This window comes from Cobetia sp. Ld8 (assembly GCF_045066615.1).
Lineage (GTDB): Bacteria > Pseudomonadota > Gammaproteobacteria > Pseudomonadales > Halomonadaceae > Cobetia > Cobetia amphilecti.
On record NZ_JBISHF010000006.1, the window covers coordinates 346,195 to 367,770 of the forward strand.

16 protein-coding genes are annotated in these 21,576 nt (G+C 64.2%); 10 read left to right on the top strand and 6 right to left on the bottom strand.

Annotated features, from left to right (window positions below; all coding sequences use genetic code 11):
* The 3 genes from ACJJV2_RS03210 to ACJJV2_RS03220 all read left to right on the top strand — a co-directional run bounded on the left by ACJJV2_RS03210 (position 1) and on the right by ACJJV2_RS03220 (position 6,850).
* Complete coding sequence (locus ACJJV2_RS03210) at positions 1–3,084, top strand: efflux RND transporter permease subunit (RefSeq protein WP_279839577.1); 3,084 nt, start codon at positions 1–3, stop codon at positions 3,082–3,084.
* 227 nt (positions 3,085–3,311) lie between these two features.
* Entirely contained in the window at positions 3,312–5,939 is a 2,628-nt protein-coding gene (locus ACJJV2_RS03215) for a YbeU/YbeR family protein (protein ID WP_405278240.1), read from the top strand.
* 311 nt (positions 5,940–6,250) lie between these two features.
* A complete protein-coding gene (locus tag ACJJV2_RS03220; protein ID WP_405278242.1) occupies positions 6,251–6,850 on the top strand; it encodes a C40 family peptidase in 600 nt (199 codons plus the stop codon).
* A 151-nt stretch (positions 6,851–7,001) separates the two neighbouring features.
* Here the strand turns inward: ACJJV2_RS03220 and ACJJV2_RS03225 are convergent, their stop codons facing one another.
* Positions 7,002–7,976 (bottom strand): LysR family transcriptional regulator, encoded by a 975-nt coding sequence (locus ACJJV2_RS03225; protein WP_405278244.1) that lies wholly within the window; start codon positions 7,974–7,976, stop codon positions 7,002–7,004.
* Between the two features lie 221 nt (positions 7,977–8,197).
* On the opposite strand from ACJJV2_RS03225, the gene ACJJV2_RS03230 reads away from it, so the two are divergent.
* Complete coding sequence (locus ACJJV2_RS03230; protein WP_405278246.1) at positions 8,198–9,517, top strand: MFS transporter; 1,320 nt, start codon at positions 8,198–8,200, stop codon at positions 9,515–9,517.
* A 139-nt stretch (positions 9,518–9,656) separates the two neighbouring features.
* Here ACJJV2_RS03230 and msrA read toward each other — a convergent pair whose 3' ends face one another.
* Positions 9,657–10,334: a peptide-methionine (S)-S-oxide reductase MsrA gene (msrA, locus tag ACJJV2_RS03235; protein ID WP_405278248.1), complete on the bottom strand. Its 678-nt coding sequence runs from the start codon at positions 10,332–10,334 to the stop codon at positions 9,657–9,659.
* Positions 10,335–10,630: 296 nt separating this feature from the next.
* Between msrA and ACJJV2_RS03240 the strand changes: the two genes are divergently transcribed.
* The 5 genes from ACJJV2_RS03240 to ACJJV2_RS03260 all read left to right on the top strand — a co-directional run bounded on the left by ACJJV2_RS03240 (position 10,631) and on the right by ACJJV2_RS03260 (position 17,431).
* The gene (locus ACJJV2_RS03240) at positions 10,631–12,853 is read left to right on the top strand and encodes an FAD-dependent oxidoreductase (RefSeq protein ID WP_405278250.1); all 2,223 of its coding nucleotides are present in this window, start codon (positions 10,631–10,633) and stop codon (positions 12,851–12,853) included.
* 67 nt (positions 12,854–12,920) lie between these two features.
* Positions 12,921–14,204, top strand: a complete 1,284-nt coding sequence (locus ACJJV2_RS03245; protein ID WP_405278252.1) for an ABC transporter substrate-binding protein — start codon at positions 12,921–12,923, stop codon at positions 14,202–14,204.
* A complete protein-coding gene (locus tag ACJJV2_RS03250) occupies positions 14,180–15,943 on the top strand; it encodes an ABC transporter permease (RefSeq protein ID WP_405278254.1) in 1,764 nt (587 codons plus the stop codon). The genes ACJJV2_RS03245 and ACJJV2_RS03250 overlap by 25 nt, the downstream gene beginning before the upstream one ends.
* A gap of 59 nt (positions 15,944–16,002) precedes the next feature.
* The gene (locus tag ACJJV2_RS03255) at positions 16,003–16,650 is read left to right on the top strand and encodes a CDP-alcohol phosphatidyltransferase family protein (protein ID WP_405278256.1); all 648 of its coding nucleotides are present in this window, start codon (positions 16,003–16,005) and stop codon (positions 16,648–16,650) included.
* A gap of 82 nt (positions 16,651–16,732) precedes the next feature.
* Entirely contained in the window at positions 16,733–17,431 is a 699-nt protein-coding gene (locus ACJJV2_RS03260) for a DUF3047 domain-containing protein (RefSeq protein WP_405278258.1), read from the top strand.
* Between the two features lie 190 nt (positions 17,432–17,621).
* Here ACJJV2_RS03260 and ACJJV2_RS03265 read toward each other — a convergent pair whose 3' ends face one another.
* Positions 17,622–18,104 (bottom strand): peptidylprolyl isomerase, encoded by a 483-nt coding sequence (locus tag ACJJV2_RS03265; RefSeq protein WP_043333860.1) that lies wholly within the window; start codon positions 18,102–18,104, stop codon positions 17,622–17,624.
* A 493-nt stretch (positions 18,105–18,597) separates the two neighbouring features.
* Between ACJJV2_RS03265 and ACJJV2_RS03270 the strand changes: the two genes are divergently transcribed.
* On the top strand, positions 18,598–18,882 hold the full coding sequence (locus ACJJV2_RS03270) for a hypothetical protein (RefSeq protein ID WP_043333859.1): 285 nt from the start codon (positions 18,598–18,600) through the stop codon (positions 18,880–18,882).
* A gap of 186 nt (positions 18,883–19,068) precedes the next feature.
* On the opposite strand, the gene ACJJV2_RS03275 is transcribed toward ACJJV2_RS03270, so the two are convergent.
* The 3 genes from ACJJV2_RS03275 to ACJJV2_RS03285 form a co-directional block, all read right to left on the bottom strand.
* Complete coding sequence (locus ACJJV2_RS03275) at positions 19,069–20,097, bottom strand: lipid A deacylase LpxR family protein (RefSeq protein WP_240548618.1); 1,029 nt, start codon at positions 20,095–20,097, stop codon at positions 19,069–19,071.
* Between the two features lie 519 nt (positions 20,098–20,616).
* The gene (locus ACJJV2_RS03280; RefSeq protein ID WP_052384587.1) at positions 20,617–21,120 is read right to left on the bottom strand and encodes a glycine zipper 2TM domain-containing protein; all 504 of its coding nucleotides are present in this window, start codon (positions 21,118–21,120) and stop codon (positions 20,617–20,619) included.
* A complete protein-coding gene (locus ACJJV2_RS03285; RefSeq protein ID WP_153636430.1) occupies positions 21,117–21,290 on the bottom strand; it encodes a hypothetical protein in 174 nt (57 codons plus the stop codon). The genes ACJJV2_RS03280 and ACJJV2_RS03285 overlap by 4 nt, the downstream gene beginning before the upstream one ends.
* Positions 21,291–21,576 lie beyond the last annotated feature (286 nt).

Here is a 21,576-nt window from a genome sequence, read left to right on the forward strand (position 1 = left end):
ATGGTCGATTATTTCCTGAGACACAAGGTCATCAGCTGGATGGTCGTGCTGCTGCTGTCGGTGGGTGGCGTGACCTCCTTCTTTGGCCTCGGCCAGCTGGAATTTCCCGAGTTCACCATCCGCAATGCGGTGGTAATTACCCAGTATCCGGGCGCGACGCCCAAGCAGGTGGAAGAGGAAGTCACGCTGCCGCTGGAGAAGGCGATCCAGCAGATTCCCAATCTCAAGCGCGTCAGCTCGGTCAACAGCTCCGGGCTTTCCCAGATCACGCTGGAGCTCGAGAGCAGCGTGCGCGAAGGCGAGATGCAGCAGTACTGGGATCTGCTGCGCCGCAAGATCAATGACGCCCAGTCGAGCCTGCCGCCCGGCAGTGGTTCCTCGATCGTCAATGACGACTTCGGCGATGTGTTCGGGCTGCTCTACAACCTGAGCGGCAAGGGCTATTCGGCGCATGACCTCGAGGACCAGGCCGACTTCCTGCAGCGCGAGCTGACGTTGGTGGAGGGGGTCAAGAAGGTCTCCATCGTCGGCGCGCGCAGCGAGCAGGTCATCGTCGCGCTGGATCGTGATCGTATGCAGGCGCTGAACATCTCGCCGGATCAGCTCGCCAACCTGCTCAATGCCCAGAACGTGGTCGGCGACGCCGGGCGTATCCGTCAGAACGGCCTGTCGCTGGAACTGCAGCCAAGTGGCGAGTTCCAGAGCGTGCAGGACCTGGAGCGTCTGGTGGTCGGGCGTCCCGGCAATGGTGGCCTGATTCGTCTCGGCGATATCGCCTCGGTCAGCCGCGAGTACACCGAATCGCCGTCGCGTCTCTATCACACCGATGGTGAGACGGCGCTGTCGCTGGGCATCTCGTTCGCCTCTGGCGTCAATGTGGTCGAGGTCGGTGCGCTGGTCGACAAGCGTCTTGGCGAGCTTGAGTCGCGCATGCCGCTGGGCATGGAGCTGACCACGGTCTATCACCAGCCCCAGGTGGTGGATGAGGCGGTATCCGGCTTCTTGATCAACCTGGCCGAGGCCGTCGGCATCGTGATTCTGGTGCTGCTGGTATTCATGGGCGTCAAGAGCGGCGTGCTGATGGGGCTGGTGCTGTTGATCACCATTCTCGGCACCTTCGTGATGATGTCGATTCATGGCATCGAGCTGCAGAAGATCTCGCTGGGGGCCTTGATCATCGCGCTGGGCATGCTGGTGGATAACGCCATCGTGGTCACCGAGGGCATGTTGATCGGCCTCAAGCGCGGCAAGACCAAGCGTCAGGCCGCCTTCGAGGTCGTCAACCAGAACCGCATGCCGCTGCTGGGGGCCACGGTGATCGCGATCACCGCCTTCGCGCCCATCGGTCTGTCGCCGGATGCCACCGGCGAGTTCGTCGGGTCATTGTTCTGGGTGCTGTGCTACTCGTTGCTGTTGAGCTGGATCACCGCCCTGACGCTGACACCGTTCTTCTTCGACATGTTCTTCCGCGAAGCGCGGGAGACGGCAGGCAGTGACACGGACGAGAATCAGGAGGAAGACCCCTATCGTGGCGTCATCTTCCGTGGTTTCCGCAGCCTGCTGAGCTGGGCGATTCGCCTGCGCTGGCTGACCCTGGGGGGCGCGGTGGCGTTGCTGGTGGCGGCCGTGATGAGCTTCGGGCAGGTCAAGAATGCCTTCTTCCCGGATGCCTCGACCCCGCTGTTCTTCGTCGATGTCTGGATGCCGGAAGGCACCGATGTGCTGGCGACGGAAGCGCGCATCGCCGACCTTGAGCAGCAGGTGCTCAAGATGGACAAGGTCAATCATGTCACCAGCGTCACCGGCGGGGGCGCCCAGCGCTTCACGCTGACCTACTCGCCGGAAGACAGCTATGCCAGTTTCGGGCAGCTGATCGTCGAGACCCGGGACCGGGCCAGTCGCGAAGCGCGCATGGAGGAGGTGATACGCCTGGTGCGCGCCGAGTATCCTGAAGTCGAGTACAAGGTGCAGGCGTTGCAGGTCGGCCCCTCGGCCAAGGCGAGTCTCGAGGCGCGCCTCTACGGCGAAGACCCCGCTGTGCTGCGTCAGCTGGCGGGCAAGGTGCGTAGCGTCTTCGAGGAGGAGCCGCTGGCCGACAGCATTCGTCTGTCATGGCGCAATCGCGTCAATCGCATCGAGCCCGAATTCCTGGATGATCAGGCGCGGCGTGTCGGAGTGACACGTGACTCGCTGCATCAGGCGCTGCTGATCAACAGCGACGGCGAGAGTGTCGGTGTCTATCGCGAAGGCTCCGAGCTGATCCCGATCCTGCTGCGCGGTGAAGAGCGTCAGCGCTTCGACCTCGACACCCTGGCGAGCCTCAACGTCTGGAGCGATGAGCAGGAGACCTACGTACCGGCGGGCTCGGTGATGGGTCCGCTCGAGACCGAGCTGCGCGACCCGCTGATCAAGCGTCGCGATCGTCAGCGCATGCTGGCGGTCTACGCCGAGCCGATGCCGCTGTCCGGCGAAACGGCCGCCAGCGTGCTGGGGCGTATCCGTCCCAAGATCGAGGCCATCGAGCTGCCCGAGGGCTATCACCTGGAGTGGGGCGGCGAGTACGAAACCTCATCCGAAGCTCAGGAGGCGCTGTTCTCCTCGCTGCCGATGGGGCTGCTGGGCATGTTCGTGATCACGGTGCTGCTGTTCTCCAACCTGCGTCAGGCGCTGGCCATCTGGTCCATCGTGCCGCTGACGCTGATCGGTATCGTCAGTGGCCTGATCGTGTTCGGCGCGCCGTTCACCTTCATGGCGCTGCTCGGCACCTTGAGCCTGATCGGTATGGTGCTCAAGAACGCCATCGTGCTGGTGGAGGAGATCAACGTGCAGCTCGATGAGCAGGAGGATCGCTTCCAGGCGGTGGTGCAGGCGGCCGTCAGTCGTGTGCGGCCGGTGTCGATGGCGGCCATCACCACCATGCTGGGCATGATACCGCTGTTCCCGGATGCCTTCTTCTCGAGCATGGCGGTAGTGATCGTGTTCGGGCTGGGCGTGGCGACCCTGCTGACGCTGGTGGTGCTGCCGGTGGCGTACTGCGCCTTCTTCCGCATCCCGACCGGCAACAAGTCCATGAAGACATCCTGATGTGATGATAATGCGGTAATCTTGGTCTGCGCAGTCGCGGCCACCCACACCATGACGCCCGATGACAGTGCCTTTGTCATCGGGCGTCATGGTGTGGTTCGTGCTCGCTATCCTGCGTGAGGGGCATCGCCGCAAGCCCCTTTCCGTTACACTATGCGCCGCCGGTTGCGAGTTGCCCGGTCGCAAGTGTTGCGTCAGTCGAATCCTATCGAGTCGTGAGGTGTGCCTTGGTCGAACCCCTGAGTGCCTGGTGGGGGCAACAGCTGGTGTTGTGCGGTTGGGGTTTCAGTGCAGCGCCGGAAACGGTGTGGACACCGGCCCAGGCGTGCGCGCGTCTGAAGGCCCAGGAAGTCCCGGATGCGGGCGAGTTGGGATGGCGTCTGCTGGAGGCCTTCCCCAATGACACCCCGGACCCGCTGCACCAGCTGGAGGCGTTGGAATTGCTGGCGCTGGCACGTACCGCCGGCTGGCTGTCAGAGGCGCGCACGCGTGCCTGGCTGATACGTCTGCTGACGGCGATCGGCGGGCGTTTCACCTCGCTGGATGACTGGCTCAAGGCTCTGGCCCATTCGCGCAGCGATGCGGGCTGGACGCGAGGCGATGATGGCTTCTTCGAGGCCAGCCTCGCGCTGTCTCAGTTGGAGCACGAAGACGCCGGCGTCACCTGGCCGCGTCTGCAGGAGGCGCTGGAGGCACAGCCTCCGGTGGCGGTTACTGAGCTCTGGCCTCAGGGCGAGCGCGACCGGGTCTGGATGGCGCGCGCCATCTTCTCGCCGTGGCTCGGCGGTCAGACGCTGACCACCGATGACAGCGGCCCGCACGAGGACGGTGCCAGCGGTTTTGACGCCGCGGCGCACTGGCCGGATGTCACGCGCTGGCTGGCCGAGACCTGGGCGATCACCGGACGTGATGAGCTGATTCGACTGCTGCTGTGGCTGGCCTCGCAGGGTCATCGCTATGGCTGGGACATCGACAGCGCACGCCTGATGACGGCCAGCGACAGCGAGCGCGCCAAGTGGCTGGATGAGCTGGAAGCGGATGCGGCTCAGGAAGAGGCCGAACGCAAGTCGGAAGGGCGCAAGGGCGCCCCCGCGCATGCCTCCTCCAGCATCGACGTCGCCGATGGCGGGCTGGAAAAGCCCCCGTCGCCGACGGCCTACGGCGAGCTGCTGCTGCAGTATCTCGATCGTGGTGAGCCGCTGGAATTCGCCGCCTGGGACTGGCTGCGTCTGGTCGATCTCGCCTTCGCCGGGCTATGTGCCGGCTGGCTGAGTCGTGAGGAGGGCGAGGACTTCGCCGCCCACGGCATCGACCTGCTGGTGCGTCGCTATGCCGACTGGCAGGGCGTGGCTCGCGCCTATCAGCGCGGTCGCAGCCTGTTCGAGGGTGTCGATCTGACCCGCGACACCGAGAGTGACTGGCGTCCGCTGATGGCGTCGCCGCTGACGCCGCTGCGTTGCGAGCTGCATGCGCTGCTGCCTGCCGCCCAGCGTGAGCGCTGCCGTGCGGCGATTCGTGCGTGGCGCAATGACAGCCGCCACTGGGTGCTGGCCATCGCCAGTATCCGCGAGCCGGACCTGCTCTATCGCCAGGGCCTTGTCGCCGAGGTCGATGCGGCGCGCCGCGAAGAGGCACGCCAATATCTCAACGAGACGCTGGCGCTGGACACCCGCGATGGCGTGCAGGGCATGGCGCGCTTCTGGCTGCCGGCGCAGGCGCATCATCTCAACCAGCTGGCCGCCGATGCCGCGCGTGGTGCCTTGCCCGACCCCCAGACGCCCTTCGGACGTGCCGATGCCGTCGAGTTGGAACGCCGCCAGCGGCTGGCCGTCTGTCATCGCTATCCCGCCAGCGTGGTGATGGCCGAGAAGTACGCCTTCTATCTGTTGATGGTGCAGGACAGTGGTGATTTCCCTGCCGATGAGCTGGCCCAGTGTGCCGAGCGTCTGCGCAGTGCCCTGTGCCGCTACTATCCGGACGCCATGCGTCTGCTGGAAGCCTGGGCGGTGTGGGAATCCGCGGTGCCGGAACTCGAGGATCATCCGCTGGTCAACGAGATCCGCTGGCATCTCGATGACCCCGGCAGCCTGTTCCATTGGCTCGACTGGCGCGCCAGCGACTGGCAGGAGCCGGGGCTGCGCCCGAGTCTGGATCGCTTCACGGCGCTGGCGCTGAGTGGTCCGCTCAATACGCCGTGCTGGGGCGAGCCGATGGTCGAGTACGGGCGGGGCGTCGAGGAACTCAGCGGCTGGCTCGAAGGCCACTACGGCCTCGCCAATGCCGAGGCGCTCAAGGGCTTCCTCGACTTCCTGCGCGATGCCGGCGATCGGGACGAATACCAGATCAATTACGGCCCCTATACCCTCAATCGCGCCCGCCTCGACAATGAGATCGACGTGCTGGAAAGCGCCGAACGTGGCGATGATGAGCAGGTGCATCTGGACCGTCTGCGTCGCGTCAGGGACAACGAGGCGCGCTGCAACGAGCTGGACATGGCGGCGTGGGACATCGCCCAGATGGTGGATCTCGCGATTGCCGGGCGCCAGCTGGGCTGGCTGGACGATGCGACCTTCACCGCCTATCTGGACAGCGCCTATGCGATGGCGCGTGATCACTACGGCAGCTGGAAGGAATATGCCCGTGGACTGTTCGCCGGCTATGCCTTCTTCATGGGCGACACCGACCAGCGTGACAGCTTCCTGCGCGGCTTCCGCGATGCGCTCATCCAGTGGTTGACGGCGGCGCCACCGCTGGCGGGTGCCTGGTCGAGTCTCGATTTCCCGGGCGCGCGCCCAGGGCATTGGCCGGCGTTGCATCTGGATGTGCTGAGCGGAGACGCCCGCACGTTGCACTGAGCGGGATTCATTTCAGGTTGGGTGAGCGGCAGAGGGCACTTTCTCTGATGCTTTGGTCTAACTTGTGCGGCAATGGCATACGGTTTGCGGAAACATGAACTACTATCCTGCGAACGACTTGAGTTTGTCATCTGACTGTCGTCATCGTGTTGCAAGGTGTGCTGCTGCCTGATCCGGCCCACCTTGTCAGATAGTCGCCGTGTTATCCCTGATCGATCAACGATCATCGTCATGCATCAATGGTTATCGCCGTCCGCAAGCGCTGCTCACCTTCACCCTTCCAGCGCCGGGCCCACGACGAGGAATGCTGGATGCGCCACGCGTTATTATGCTGTTTTCTGATCCTGCCACTGGGTGTGGCAGGCTGTGCCAGTCACTCAACACCGTCCAATGATGTGGCCTACTACGATGTGGACCTGCCGGAACTGCCGAAGCTCAAGCGCTATCGCCAGTCCGCGTCCCAGCCGGCCGCCGAGTCGCAGGACTACGCCATGTCAGGGCCGAGCATCCGCGATGTCCTGCTGGAGGAGCATGACCGCTGGGCCGGGACGCCCTATCGTCTGGGGGGAACCAACACCCGCGGCATCGATTGTTCCGCCCTGATGCAGCATGTCTTCAGTGATGGCTTCGGCATCGATCTGCCGCGCACTACCACCGACCAGGTGAAGCGTGGCAAGCGTATCGACAAGTCGCAGCTCAAGCCGGGGGATCTGGTCTTCTTCCGTCCCTCGCGTCGCTACAACCACGTGGGTGTCTACGTCGGCAACGGCTACTTCCTGCATGCCTCCACCTCGCGTGGCGTGAAGCTGTCGCGGCTCGACAATGTCTACTGGTCCCGGCACTACTGGCAGTCGCGTCGCCCGATGCCCTACGAGGCCATGCAGATGAAGCTGGCCATGCGCAGCCAGTGAGCCAATCACGCGTCGCACTGAAACAGACAAGCGCTGACACAGACAAGCCCTTGAATAGACAAGCCCTTGAATAGACAAGCACCTTCCCTGACAACACCCGGCCCTGGCCGGGTGTTGTCGTTTATGAGCCCCGGCAAATGTCAGCCACTGCTCAGGGAGGGGGCTTCAGCGCAGTGCTGTCGGCCTGATCATCAGCGCTCAAGGCATCCGGGGTGGGCCTCCCGGCCGCCGAGTGTTCAATGACGAAATCGACCAGCGCCTGCTCGGCGCGTGACAGGCCGCGCTCGCGGCGCCAGGCGAGTGACAGCTCAAGCCAGGCGGGCTCATCGAAGGAGACGGCGGTCAGGTTGTTCTCTTCACGGTCGTCCTCGACCACACGCTTGAGGAAGGTGGTGATCCCGAAGCCGCGCGCGACGATCGCCTTGTTGAGGGCGATCAGGTTCGATTCGAAGGCGATGCTCGGTGCGAGACCATGCTGGCTGGCCAGGCGCTCGATGAAGTCGCGATGGAAGTAGCCGCGCTTGAAGACCACCAGCTCCTCGGCGAAGAACTCCTCGACGCTGATCTGCGTGCGGGCGGCCAGCGGATGATCGTTCGCCAGGCAGACCACCATTTCCTCGCTCAGGAAGTGGCGTCGAATCAGACCGTGGGTATCGGTGCCGAGCTGATCCTCGACGATGACGCCCAGGTCCAGCTCGGCATTGTCGATCATTCGGCGCAGGCTCAGGGTGCCGCCCTCGATCACGCTGAGCTTGATGTCGGGATAGCGTGCCTTGAATGCCATCAACAGCGGCGGGAAGTAGTAGGAGCCGAGCATCGAGGAGACGCCGATGCGCACCTCGCCCTTGACCAGCCCCTCGAGCTCCGCCATCGCCAGTGCCGCGCGCTGTGCCTGTTGCAGCAGGGGGCGGGCATGCTCGAGCAGCGTATCGCCGGCCGGTGTCAGGCGCAGACCGCGTGAGCCCCTGACCAGCAGTTGCGTGCCCAGCCGGCTTTCGAGCCCGGCGATCGACTGGCTGACCGCTGACTGGGCCAGGCTGAGTGCCTGAGCGGCAGTGGTGAAGCTCTGGTGCTCGACGACACTGACGAATATCTCCAGCGCACGCAGATCGAAGGGCAGTTTCATCGCGGGGTCCTGTTGATCGTGAGGTTCCTTTCAGCGCGAGGTCCTTTTCGTCGCGGAGTCCTTTATCAGCGCAGCTTCCTCTCGGCGCAGTTTGCGACATCCCTGTGTCGCTCTTGTCATCAGCTTTGCTGATGGCCAGCATCATGTCGAGCTATTTTACTGATGCGAGCGCGCGGCGCAGACTTGCGCCATCCCCATGCTTGATTGAGTGCAGGTACCTGATGGCTTCATCTCTCTCCGCGTCTTCTTCCCCCGATTCCGCCGCCTCGGTCTCTACCACACCGTCCGAGCTGCCCGAGCCGCTCAAGGCGCGCGGGCGTGACTGGCGGCGCATGACCCAGGCGCTGTGCCTGGGCTCCTTCGTGGTCTTCATCAACCTCTATCTGGTGCAACCGCTGCTGCCGCTGCTGGCGACGGATCTGGGCCTGAGCTCGCTGCAGGCGAGTCTGTCCCTGTCGGTGAGCACCCTGACGTTGGCCATGGCACTGCTGGTGTTCGGCCCGCTGTCCGATGCGCTGGGGCGGCGGCGTATTCTGCTGTGGACCCTGGCCGGCGGGGTGGCCTGTTCAGGGCTGGCATTGTTCGCCGAGGGCTTCTGGTCGCTGCTGGCGGTGCGCGCGCTGCAGGGCTTTCTGCTCGGCGGCCTGCCGGCGGTGGCAGTGGCGTACATGAGTGATGAGATGGAGCAACCTGCCTTGATGATGGCGGTGGGGCTCTACATCAGTGCCAATTCGCTGGGCGGCATCTCGGGGCGGGTCGCGGGGGGGGTGATAGCGGAGCACTGGGGCTGGCAGGCCAGCTTCGCCGCCATCGGCGGAGTCAGCCTGCTGGTGCTGGGGGCGTTATGGCAGCTGCTGCCGCGCCAGAGACGCTTTGTCGCCCAGCCGCTCAAGCTGAGCAGCATGCTGGCAGGTCTGGGTCGCCATCTGCGCAATCCTCGTCTGTGGCCGGTGTTCCTGCTCGGTGGGCTGAATTTCTTCATCTTCGTCAATCTCTACAGCTACATGACCTTCCGGCTGAGTGAGGCGCCCTGGTCGCTCAGCAGTCAATGGCTGGGGCTGTTGTTCCTGACTTATCTGGCGGGTACCTTCGGTGCCTCCCAGTCTGGCCGGCTGGCACGGCGCCTGGTGCCGGGGGCCGCGGCTGAGGACGGCGAGGCCGCGCTGGCGATCGCCCAGCGACGCGGTCAGGCGCTGACCATGATGCTGGGCACCGGCATCGTGATGCTCGGCACGCTGCTGACACTGAGTCACTCGCTGATCGGCATGCTGATCGGCCTGAGCCTGAATGCGTTCGGCTTCTTCCTCGCGCATGCCACAGCTTCGGCCTGGGTCGGGCGCAATGCCGAAGGCGCGCGGGCCAGTGCCAGTGCGCTGTATCTGACCGCCTACTATCTGGGCGCGAGTCTCGGCGGCTTCTGGCTGGAACCCTTCTGGCAGGCTGCCGGCTGGCCCGGGGTGGTGGCCGCCAGCGTACTGGTGCTGGCGGTGACCTTCTCGCTGGCGATCCTGTGCTGGCGCCGGGCCACCACGCAGTATTGAGCCTGAGAGCAGGGCTGATGGAAGGTCAGAGAGCAGGCCAGACCGCAGAATAGAGAGCAGAGCACGCAAATCAGAGCATGCAAACGACAACGGCTCGCCAGATGGCGAGCCGTTGTCGTAGAGGGCCTGGAGGGCGGAATCAGTGTGCGGGCGCGTCGTCACCCCAGATCTCCTCCAGACGATCATCGCGGCCACAGCCGGCGCGGTAGAAGCGATAGCGCACCGGGTTCTTCTTGTAGAAGTCCTGATGGTAGTCCTCGGCCGCATACCAGGGCCCTGCGGCCTCGATCTCGGTGGCGATGCCGTCGGGGAATCTGTCCTTCAGCGCATCGCGACTGGCTTCTGCCGCGTCTCGCTGGGCCTCATCGAGGGGGTAGATGCCGCTGCGGTACTGGGTGCCGGCATCACAGAACTGGCGGTCCACCGCGACCGGGTCGATGTTGTGCCAGAAGACATCCAGCAGGGTGTCGTAGCTGACCTTTTCCGGCTCGTAGACCACCTTGACCGCTTCGGTGTGCCCGGTGCCGCCCGCGGAGACCTGCTTGTAGGTCGGGTTGTCCTGTTCGCCGGCGGTATAGCCGGAGGTGGTCGAGATCACACCGTCAAGCTTGTCGAAGGGGCCTTCCATGCACCAGAAGCAGCCACCGGCGAAGATGGCGACTTCCTGGCCCTGTGCGACACCCTCGGCGACGCCCTTGGGCGCCGTCTGCGGGTCGAAGGCATGGGCGTGGCCGACAAGCAGCAGGCCGCCGAGCAGGCTTGCCAGTGGCGTGAGACGTCTGAGCGCAGGGAAGGGGATTCGCGTGTATCGGGTCATGGTGTCTCCGGGAAAGGCGTCATTCCTTCGAGATGAGTACACGGAAATCTCCATGTCTCGGTGAGCCGTGAGGTGACTGGCGCTGTTGAGTCCTCACTGCCTGTATAGGTTTCTACGCGAATAAACGTGGGATGGATGCGAACATGCAGAATGAAACGTTACCGTTGTCGTGATCAAGCCACTGCCATTCACCCCGCTACGCGAATCTGTGCATCCAGTCAGCGACATGCCTCGTAAGGACACGGTACATCCCAATGACATGCCCATGACGGCAGGAATCGAAAAGGAAATCGCCAGTGAATAAACGCAAGTTACTGCTTCTGGGCGCCATCGTCGCTGCCATCGTGGTGTTCTTCGCCAGCGGGGCACAGGATTACTTCACCCTGCAGAGCCTCAAGGCCAGCCAGTCCGAATTCCAGGCGTTGTTCGCGGAATCACCCTACAAGGTCGCGGGCACCTTCTTCGTCGTCTACGTGGCGATGGCGGCACTCTCGCTGCCCGGTGCAGCACTGCTGACGCTGCTGGGTGGCGCGCTGTTCGGCTTCGGCTGGGGGCTGCTGCTGATCTCCTTCGCCAGCACCATCGGTGCGACGCTGGCCTTCCTGATTTCCCGCACTCTGCTGCGCGAGAGCATCGAGAAGCGCTTCCGCCGTCAGCTGGAATCTCTCAACCGCGGTGTCGAGCGTGAAGGCGGCTTCTATCTGTTCACGCTGCGTCTGGTGCCGGTCTTCCCGTTCTTCATCGTCAACCTGGTGATGGGCCTGACTCGCATGCGTGTGGTCACCTTCTACGTGGCAAGCCAGTTGGGCATGCTGGCGGGCACCGCCATCTACGTGAACGCCGGTCGTGAGCTGGGCCAGCTGGAATCCCTGTCCGGCATTCTGTCGCCGGGACTGATCGCCTCCTTCATCGCGCTGGGCCTGTTCCCGCTGATCGCCAAGAAGATCGTCGGCGTGCTGCGCCAGCGCAAGCAGCAGGCGGGCTTCACCAAGCCGAAGACCTTCGACTACGACATGGTGGTCATCGGTGCCGGCTCTGCAGGTCTGGTCACCAGCTATATCGCCTCCGCCGTCAATGCGCGTGTGGCGCTGATCGAGCGGCACAAGATGGGCGGCGACTGTCTCAATACCGGCTGCGTGCCCTCCAAGGCGCTGATTCGTGCCGGGCGTGCGGCCCATGAGATCCGTCAGTCCGCGCGCTTCGGGATCACCGCCAACGAGCCGGAAATCGATTTCGCCAAGGTGATGGGCCATGTGCATGACGTGGTCGAAAGCGTCGAGCCGCATGACAGCATCGAACGTTATGAAGGCCTCGGCGTGGAAGTGCATACCGGCAGCGCCATGCTCAAGACGCCCTGGGAAGTGGAAGTCGATGGCCGTGTGCTGACCACACGCAATGTCGTGATCGCTACTGGCGCCCGCCCGCGTGTGCCGGCCATTCCGGGTATCGAGCTGATCACGCCGCTGACCTCCGAGAACCTGTGGGACCTCAAGGTGCAGCCCAAGCGTCTGGTGGTGCTGGGCTCCGGCCCGATCGGCATGGAGCTGGGCCAGAGCTTCGCGCGTCTCGGCAGCCAGGTCACCATCATCGAGGGTGCGCCACGCGTGATGCCGCGCGAGGACGAGGAAGTCAGCACCTTGATGCATGAGCAGCTGGCCGGTGAGGGCGTCGATCTGCGCGTCAATTCCACCGCCACGCGTATCGAGGTGCTCAAGGGCAAGGACAGCCAGCCGATGCGTCAGCTGGTGGTCAGCTCCCCCAAAGGCGAGGAAAGCTGGATCGAGTTCGACGAGCTGCTGGTGGCTATCGGTCGCGAAGCCAATGTCGAAGGCTTCGGCCTCGAGGCACTGGGCATCGCGGTTTCCGAGCGCGGCACCATCGATGTCTCCGAGTCGCTGCAGACCCTGCAGCCGAACATCTGGGCATGCGGCGATGTGGCCGGCCCCTATCAGTTCACCCATGCGGCGGGACACCAGGCGTGGCACGCGGCGGTCAACGCGCTGTTCGGTGGGCTGAAGACCTTCAAGGTCGACTACCGTATAATGCCGATGGTCACCTACACCGAGCCGGAAGTGGCGCGTGTCGGCCTCAACGAAACCGAAGCCAAGGCCCAGGGTTACGAGTACGAAGTCACCCATTACGCGATGGGCGAGAGCGATCGCGCGCTGGCCGAGCGGGCGACGGAAGGCTTCGTCAAGGTGCTCACCGAGAAGGGGCGTGATCGCATCCTCGGCGTGACGCTGGTCGGTGCCTCGGCAGGGGAATGGCTGGCCGAATTCACCATGGCGATGAAGCATGGCATCGGTCTCAACAAGATCCTGTCCACCATCCATCCCTATCCGACGCTGTCCGAGGCCAACAAGGCCGCGGCGGGCATGTGGAAGAATGCCCACAAGCCGGAAGGCGTGCTCAAGGTGCTCGACCGTTACTTCACCTGGCGCCGCAACGGCCGCTTCGAGCCGACCAAGACCCTCAAGGCAAATGCTGCCGAGCGGACTGTGGCTGTCGAAAAACAGTAATCGCTGATTCATGCCGCGGGCCTGCAGGTGCAGGGTCGCGGCATTTTTCCATCAGGAGAAGCCCTTCATGAAAACGAATCATCTGGCGGGTCGCCGTCGTGCCCTGGCGCTGATGGGTGGCTCGCTGGTCTTGCTGGTCGGCGTCACTGCCAGTCCCTGGGCCGCTTCTCTGGCGTATGCCGCCGACGCGCAGGCCGGGCGCGCGACCCCTGAGCTCGCCTCGCTCGAGTGGCAGGTGATCGCCGAGCAGGCACGTGGGCAACGTATCGACTTTCATGCCTGGGGCGGCAGTGAGGCGACCAACGCCTATCTGCGCGCCCAGGCCGAGACAGCGGCGGCGCGGCATGGCATCGAGGTGCGCCACGTCAAGATCGCCGATACCGCCGAGAGCGTCTCGACCCTGCTGGCCGAGAAGGCGGCTGGGCGCCGCGACGGCAGCATCGATGTGATCTGGATCAACGGCGAGAACTTCCGTGCGCTCAAGCAGGCCGAACTGGTGTGGGGGCCCTTCGTCGAGCGTCTGCCCAACAGTGACTATCTGCTCGAGGAGATCGGTGCGCGCGATTTCGGACTCGCCACCGATGGTCTGGAGGCGCCCTGGGGGCGTGCGCAGCTGATCTTCATGTATGACACCGCGTTGCTGGAATCGCCGCCGCGCTCCATGCAGGCGCTGCTGGAGGTGGCCAGAGCGCATCCCGGACGCGTGACCTATCCGCAGCCGCCCAGCTTCCACGGCACTACCTTCCTCAAGCAGGCGTTGCTGGAGCTGATGCCCGTCGAGCAGCGCGAGGAGCTGTCCGCTACCGTGGCGAGTGATGCTCAGTTCGCTGAGGTGACTGCACCGCTGTGGGACTATCTCGATGCACTGCATCCGCTGATGTGGGCGCAGGGCGAGCGTCAGCCAGCCGGTGCCGAAGAGCAGATGAAGTTGCTGGCTCAGCGCAGCGTGTGGATCGCGCTGACCTTCGTGCCCCAGGAAGTGGCCAATGCCCGTCAGGAAGGGCGGCTGCCACCGACCATCGAGCCGTATATCCATGACGGCGGCACTCTCGGCAATGTGCACTATCTGGCGATTCCGGCCAGTGCACCGCACAAGGCCGCAGCCTTGGTGTGGATCAATCAGTTGATGTCCGCCGAGGCCCAGGCTGCCAAGGCCGACCCTTCACGCTGGGGCGATGACACGGTGCTGGATGTCGCCCGCCTGCCGTCACAAGAACGCGCCGCCTTCGAGGCATTGCCGCAGCTGCCCGGCAGCATGTCGTCCGAAGCGTTGGGCACACCGCTCAGCGAGCCACACCCGAGCTGGACCGATGCGTTGGAGGCCGAGTGGGCGCGACGCTATCGCAACTGACGCAATGGGTCGCTGATCGCTGGCGTGTCGCCCCCGCCACTGGTCACGCGCCGCTGACGCCCGCCCGCGTGCTGCGCTGGGGCGTCTTGCTGTTGCTGCTCGGCCCGACGGCGCTGGGGCTGGCCGGGCTGGTCGCGCCGGCCTTCGGGCTGTGGCCGACGCTGGGCTTCGAGGAGGTCTCGGCGGTCGCCTGGCAACGCTGGTGGGCCTTGCCCGGGCTGGCGGAGGGCTTTCGACTGACGCTGGTCAGTGGCCTCGGCGGCACGCTGCTGGCGGTGCTGCTGACCATGGGGTGGGTCTCGGCGGCGGCCGGGACTCGCTTCGGCGAGCGCATGGAGCGCCTGCTGGCCCCGATACTGGCGATGCCGCATCTGGCGCTGGCACTGGGACTGCTGTGGCTGGCCGCCCCGAGTGGCGTGCTGATGCGCCTGCTGCTGGCGCCCTTCGAGGTGCTGGTACCGCCGCAGTATCCGCTGCCGGATGCCCATGGCATCTCGCTGGCGGTCGGTCTGGCGCTCAAGGAGGCGCCATTCTTGATGCTGATGGCGCAGACGGCGCTGTCACGCCTGCCGGTCACGGCGCAGCTTCAGGCAGGGCAGGCACTCGGCTACAGCATCCCTCAGCTGCGCTGGCGCATTCTGATGCCACAGGTGATGCGCGCCATCGCCTTGCCCATCGGCGCGGTACTGGCCTATTCGCTGGCGGTGGTGGATGTGGCGCAGGTGCTGGGGCCGACGCGTACGCCGACGCTGGCGGTGCGCCTGATCGAGCTGTGGCGCGACAGTGACCCGTCGGCGCGCCTGCCGGCGAGTGTCGGCGCCCTGATGCTGGCCCTGCTGGTGATCGGGATGATGGCGCTTGGCGCGGCGCTGGGACGCGCTCTGCTCGCCTGGCATCGTGACTGGGTACTGAGCCATCACCCGGCGCGCACAAGCCGTCTGGCGCTGGCGAGCGAAGCCCTGTTCGGGCGTGTCGCGCGCGGAGTGCTGGGCGTGGTCACGCTGATCTCATTGCTCGCCTTCGTGGTGATCGGCGTGCAATCGGTGGCCAGAAGCTGGTTCTTCCCTGCGCTGTTGCCGTCTCGCTGGGGCTGGGAGAGCTGGCACCAGGCCCTCGCTGGCCTGGGGGATGCCTTCAGCAACAGCCTGTGGCTGGCACTGCTGGTGGCGACGCTGGCCGTCATCCTCAGCGTGGCGGTGTTCGAGCGTGAGCGGGAAAGTGGCCGCCTGCGCGGCTTCGTGGTCTGCCTCTATCTGCCATTGCTGCTGCCACAGGCCAGCTTCCTGTTCGGCTTTCAGGTCGGCTGGTTGAGCCTGGGGGCCAGCCCCGGTTGGGCGGGAGTGGTGATCGGCCATCTGCTGTTCGCCTTGCCTTACGCCTGGCTGACGCTGGCCGGCCCCTGGGCACGCTTCGATACCCGACTCGAGCAGGCGGCGCGCCTGCTGGGGCGTTCACGGCTCGAGGTGCTGATCGGTATCCGCCTGCGCCTAATGCTCAGGCCGCTGGCCATCAGCTGGGCAGTGGCCTTCGCGGTCAGTATCGCGCAGTACGTGCCGACGGTGGTGCTGGGCGGCGGGCGTGTCCCGACCCTGACCACCGAGACTCTGGCGCTGGCGACAGGAGCCGATCCACGCCTGACCGCGGTGGCCGCCTGCCTGCAGGCCTGTCTGCCGCTGGTGGTCTACCTGCTGGCGCGTGCGGTACCTGCCGGGCGCTCGGTCTCGCCGACGCGCGGCTGAGCGCCTGTCAGGCGCTGGAATGACGATGACCTCAACGACTTCATGGGAGTAGATGCAACATGCTGGACAAGTGGACCTCACGCTGGGTACAGCCGCCTCTGAAACGTCTTGCGAAAAGTGCGGCGGCGCGCGGTCTGCATCCGGATCAGCTGACCCTCGCGGGCTTCGCCATCGGCATGCTGGCGCTGCCGTTGCTGGCTTATGGGCATTTCGGGCTCGCGCTGATCGCGATCCTGATCAATCGGGTGGTGGACGGGCTGGATGGCGCGCTGGCGCGGCACGCCGGCCTGAGCTCCGATGCCGGTGGCTTTCTGGATATCTGTCTCGATTTCCTGTTCTACGCCGCCGTGGTGGTGGGCTTCGCGCTGGCAGACCCTGCCGCCAATGCGATGGCGGCGGTGGCATTGCTGTTCGCCTTCGTCGGCACGGGCTCGAGCTTTCTGGCCTTTGCCATCATGGCGGCCAAGCATCAGCTGGAGCGACCCAATTTCACGCGCAAGGCCTTCTATTATCTGGATGGCCTGACCGAGGGCACCGAGACCATCGCCTTCTTCGTGCTGGCCTGCCTGATGCCACAGCATTTCGCATTGTTGGCGTGGATCTTTGCCGCGGCATGCATCCTGACCACGCTGACGCGCGTATGGGGAGGGTATGTCACCTTGCGAGCCCAGGATGAGAATGAGCATCACAGCATCGAGCAAGAATGATGCGCTGCGAATCTGGCATTGTCGGTGACATGACTTTTCACCTTTCTCACTCGCCTTGCTCGGGCGCCTCGGAGTCCTGCCAATGAAGATTGCTTCCTGTCAGTTGTCGTCATTCCTGCCCCTGTTCGCGGCAGTCGCCTCCAGCGGCCTGCTGGCGGCGCTACTGCCCTCGGTGGCCCACGCGGCTGACAAGTCCTTCTCGCCTGCGCAGATCCTTGCCTGGGGCGAGAAGACCTTCGAAGGCCAGACGGCCTATCGCGTGGTGGAGCGCGACGGCAGGCCTGCGCTTGAAGCACGTGCCCAGGGCCAGGCGTCCGCGCGCTATCTGGAGCAGGATATCTCGCTGGAAGAGACGCCCTATCTGAAATGGTGCTGGCAGGTGGATGGCATCTACCTGGGCGTGAACGAGAAGACCAAGGGCGGCGATGACTATCCGGCACGCCTCTACGTGGTCAACAAGACCGGTATCCTGCCGTGGCAGGTCGAGGCCATCAATTACGTCTGGTCCAGCAACGAAGCTAAAGGCAGTCACTGGGACAATGCCTTCACGGATCGTGCCGTGCTGCTGGCCGTTGAATCCGGTGATGAGAAGGTGGGGCAGTGGGTGGCGGAGGTGCGTGATCTGCGTGCTGATTACGCGTCACTGTTTGGCAGCACGCCGAGCGAGATTGCCGGACTGGCGCTGATGGCTGACGGTGACAATGCCGGTGGTGATGCCACGGCGCTGTTTCGTGGTCTGAGCCTTTCCAGCGATGCCACGCCGCCCAGCTGCGGTGCCTGATCCGGGAGCCTGGGTAGAGAGCTGGGTGTAATGGGCTAACAAGCGCGCCAAGCCAGTCAGGCCGACACGAAGCCAGACACGAAAAAGCCCCGCAACTGATGACTCAGTCGCGGGGCTTTCGGTTCCGGCCTCCCACAGAGTGGGAGGCGCTCATCCGGGGCGATGCCTCAGATGAGGGAAGAGGCGGAGCTTAGTGCTCCACGCCGCCTTCGCCGTGAACGTGGCCGTGTTCCAGCTCTTCAGCAGAAGCTTCACGCACGTTGGTGATCTGCACGTCGAAGTTCAGGGTTTCGCCGGCCAGCGGGTGGTTGCCATCGACAGTGACAGTGTCGCCTTCGACCTTGGTGACGGTGACCATCAGCGGGCCGCCCTGGGTCTGCGCCTGGAACTGCATGCCAGCTTCGATGTCTTCGACACCCTGGAAGGCTTCACGCGGCACTTCTTGGACCAGGGCTTCCTGGACTTCGCCGTAACCTTCTTCCGGAGAGACGGCAACTTTCAGCTCGTCGCCGGAAGTCTTGCCGTCGAGTTCCTTCTCGAGGCCCGGGACGATGTTGCCAGCGCCGTGGATGTAGGCCAGCGGCTCGCGACCTTCGGAGCTATCCAGCACTTCCCCTTCGTTGTTGGTCAGGGTGTAGTGGAAGGATACGACGGCATTCTGGGCGATTTGCATGATGAGAGCCTTTCGATAGGTATATGAACGTCAATGGTAACGTGCCCCTGAGGTGACTGTCAGGGGGGAAACTGGAAAAAAGCCGCGTATCACGTGGCTCCTGGCCCGCTGATGACATTGCCTGAGAGGCAATCCAGCGCACGTTACCTTGTCTTGAAAGTATAGGTGACGCTCGCAGGCGTGCATTTCAACCCTGAAACAGGGTTTTTTCTCACCCCCGACGCCAGCGGTGAACAAAGGGGCAAAACGGTTGGATTATCAGGTGTCTGGCGGGGTTGCCCTGTCAGCGCACAGCGGCCTTGCTGCTGGCGGCCAGACAAGGTTGGGGCGATGGCTTGCGAGGGCCACAGGGTCTGGTTACTCTGCCTACTCGGATATTGCGGATTCTGACGCGCGGCCCGAGGTGGCCTCGCTCTGCACACTCTGTCCCGTCGCCTGACGGGAAATGACAACTCAGGCGCCATGCGACCCTATTTTTCAGGAGAGAATTTCGATGACCGTGACATTGATCTGGCTGGTGAGCTTCGCTGCGATCTTCATGCTGTGCTTGAACCGCTGGGAAGGCTCGCTGGGTGCCACCGTCAAGCGTGTCCTGCCGGAGGCTCTGAGCATCGATAGCGGTGACCGCTACGTCTGGGGCGTGGCCCTGGGTATCCTGGGTGCGACCTTCATCGTCAATCCCGTCTCCATGCTGATGGCATTGATCGTGCTGGCGCTGATCGTTCTGATCGGCGGCAAGCTGATCTGCTGGGGCATGAGCAAGGTCAAGATGCACTGATTCAACCAGCAGCAACCTTCCGGGAAGCATGACGTTTCCCGCAGACAGAAAGGCCGGGCTATCTGCCCGGCCTTTCTGTTTCTGCTCATCAGAATTTTCTCATCAGACCCTGCTCATCAGACTTTTCTCATCAGGCTATGCTCATCCATCGCGTCTTTTCAGTGCTGCATGCAGCTCAGCGCCGAGTCATAGCCAGGTCGAGAGCGTCAGCGAGCCGAATTGATCGCTCTCCTGCTGCGTCTCGAATTCGTGGGTGCGCCACACGTTGACGAACGCCAGCTGCCAGCGTTGCCAGCTGAGTGCGAAGCCCAGCTGCAGGTCGCCGACCAGTGGGCGACGGTCCACCGAGGCGCTGTCCTCGAAGCCATTGCCATCCAGCAGCATGTTGTAGGCCATCGCGCGGCCCTCGATATTGGCGAACAGGTACCAGGCGAAATCGCCGTCGGGATGGAAGTACTGTCGGCCGCCTTGGGCCGGCGCCACTGTCGGTATCCCGTAGCTGCGGGTCAGCCCCTGGCCGATGCGTACCCCGCCACCGACGCCCGCATAGGTGTAGAGATTGCCCAGCGCCACGGAAGCCGAGGGGCCGTACTCCACCTCAAGCCCCGCGGCCCTGGCCGGCAGCCATAGCTGCGTCTGCCAGCCGGTGCTGATCACCGGCTCGTTGTGCAGCTGGTGATCCCAACCCTCCGGCTCATCACTGCCGGTCAGCTTGTGTACCGCCTTCTGAGCATCCTTGGCACCCGAGGCCGGGCCGACGATGCCGAGATCCAGATTGAAGGTATCCACCCGTCGCCAGTCATCTCCCTCTTCACCGGCGAACAGCGAGACGCCACCGAACAGGTAGCCCGCGTAGGGGCGGTCATCCTGATCCGGTTGCTCTCGCTTGATGTCATTGGGGGTATAGATCTGCTGTCCGAAGCGATAGGCCGTGGCGTCCAGTCGCGCCGCGCTGAAGCCGGGCACCCAGTCCGCGAATGAGCGTGACCAGTGCTGCTCTGGTGTCTTGAAGGTGTAGCTCAGCGCAAAGCCGTTGGTGTAATGGCCATCATCGCCGGAGGTGAGAATGTCGTTCTCGACCTTCAATGACAGCACGCCACCCTCGTCGTCGGCTGCCTCCACCATGGGTGCCAATGCCACCGCGCCCAGCATGATCAATGCCATGCCCAGGCGCCGGGTCGAGAAGGCCGGCGCCATCTGCGGGGCGTGGCTCAAGGCGGCGGTACCGCCAGGGTTCTCACTGACTGGACTGGGATAAGCGCGGGGAGCGTTTCTTGAAAATGGCGTGACACAAGACAGCTTGCGGGTGCCTGGGCGAGAACCTGGCGGACGGGCAGTGACGGGACGCATCGCAACTCCTGGGACGGGTAGTTGTGTACAGAGTCAAGTTAGGCTGCAGGCGTATAACTTTGCACAAAAAATCCCGATTTCATAGCCTGTTAATCAATAGGCAATCTGCCTATCCCCACTGCGGCGAGCCGTGCCTGTGTGAGATCGAGGGAGGGGATGCGAAGCGAGGCGGTGGGGCGTGTGGGAGATGCAGGAGCGCGAGAGGAGCGCGAGAGGTGCGAGAGAGGTGCGAGAGAGGTGCGAGAGAGGCGGGGATGCGTGAGCCAGGCGAGATGGGGGAGAGCGTGGCGGCGTTTCCCGCGCAGGGCTGCGACAGGCGCCGCTGAAGGGCGCAGAAACAAAGCGGCTGGCGCCCCGGCAAGGGAGTGCCAGCCGTCGAGAGACTCAGTAAGGCGCGACGCTCAGGTTGGCGCCATAGCCGACCAGGCGGACACGTTGGCCAACCGAGAAGGCGGTGTCGGCTTTCTGGACGACGATGAGGCTGTCTCCGGCATCGCGGCGGACTTCAATCTCGTAGGCGTCGATCTGGTCGACATTGTCAGCGATCGACTTGCCGGCCACGCTGCCGCCGATGGCACCTGCGGCGGTGGCGATCGCACGACCGGAGCCGCCGCCGATCTGGCTGCCGAGCAGGCCGCCGACGACCGCGCCACCCAGGCCACCGAGCACGCCGCTGCCTTCATCCTGTGCCTGGATCTGCACCGGGCGCAGCGAGGTGATGGTGCCGTAGCTGACGGACTGTGCGCGCTTGGCCTGATCGCCGGTGTAGACGTTGCCGGAGTAGATGTCGCTGTTCGCGCAGCCGCCAAGCGTCAGCACGCCGAGTGCGATCACGGGCAGCCAGCGGCGTGCGCCAGTCGATCGTTTGTGAGTCAGTGAGAGTGTCATGGTGTGTCTCCTCGCATGATGCGGTGCAGCTTGAGGTTGTGATGGAGAATGCTGAGTGCTGAGAGAGCAAGGCTCAGGTAGGCGATCACTTCCTTGGGCCGCCAGCAGGTTCTTGTCACGACGGGCGTGCGAGAACACTGTTTCTTAACATTATAGACCACGTCGACCATGACGGGTTCCCGACCTGAAACGCTGAGGTGACGCAACTTCTGCACTTCCCTGTCGCGTGAGTGCTACCACGTGAGTACCGGCGCATGAGTGCTGCCACGCAAGCACTTCCGCGTGAGCACTTCTGTATGAGCACTTCTGCATGAGCCATGCCGCGTGAATGTCAGCGGCAGGGCATCCGTCGACGTTGGTTGGCATTCGCGACGGGCATCTACGGCGGGCATTCAAGGCGTAAAGCACGAAAAAGCCCGCGTGAGCGGGCTTCGGTCAGTCTACGGGTGGCACCTC

What these genes read in the sequence shown, in the direction of transcription:
- ACJJV2_RS03210 (WP_279839577.1), top strand. Translation starts at nt 1, where the DNA reads ATGGTCGATTATTTCCTGAGACACAAGGTCATCAGCTGGATGGTCGTG.
- ACJJV2_RS03220 (WP_405278242.1), top strand. Translation starts at nt 6,251, where the DNA reads ATGCGCCACGCGTTATTATGCTGTTTTCTGATCCTGCCACTGGGTGTG.
- ACJJV2_RS03225 (WP_405278244.1), bottom strand. Translation starts at nt 7,976, where the DNA reads ATGAAACTGCCCTTCGATCTGCGTGCGCTGGAGATATTCGTCAGTGTC.
- ACJJV2_RS03230 (WP_405278246.1), top strand. Translation starts at nt 8,198, where the DNA reads ATGGCTTCATCTCTCTCCGCGTCTTCTTCCCCCGATTCCGCCGCCTCG.
- msrA (WP_405278248.1), bottom strand. Translation starts at nt 10,334, where the DNA reads ATGACCCGATACACGCGAATCCCCTTCCCTGCGCTCAGACGTCTCACG.
- ACJJV2_RS03245 (WP_405278252.1), top strand. Translation starts at nt 12,921, where the DNA reads ATGAAAACGAATCATCTGGCGGGTCGCCGTCGTGCCCTGGCGCTGATG.
- ACJJV2_RS03255 (WP_405278256.1), top strand. Translation starts at nt 16,003, where the DNA reads ATGCTGGACAAGTGGACCTCACGCTGGGTACAGCCGCCTCTGAAACGT.
- ACJJV2_RS03260 (WP_405278258.1), top strand. Translation starts at nt 16,733, where the DNA reads ATGAAGATTGCTTCCTGTCAGTTGTCGTCATTCCTGCCCCTGTTCGCG.
- ACJJV2_RS03265 (WP_043333860.1), bottom strand. Translation starts at nt 18,104, where the DNA reads ATGCAAATCGCCCAGAATGCCGTCGTATCCTTCCACTACACCCTGACC.
- ACJJV2_RS03270 (WP_043333859.1), top strand. Translation starts at nt 18,598, where the DNA reads ATGACCGTGACATTGATCTGGCTGGTGAGCTTCGCTGCGATCTTCATG.
- ACJJV2_RS03280 (WP_052384587.1), bottom strand. Translation starts at nt 21,120, where the DNA reads ATGACACTCTCACTGACTCACAAACGATCGACTGGCGCACGCCGCTGG.
- ACJJV2_RS03285 (WP_153636430.1), bottom strand. Translation starts at nt 21,290, where the DNA reads ATGGTCGACGTGGTCTATAATGTTAAGAAACAGTGTTCTCGCACGCCC.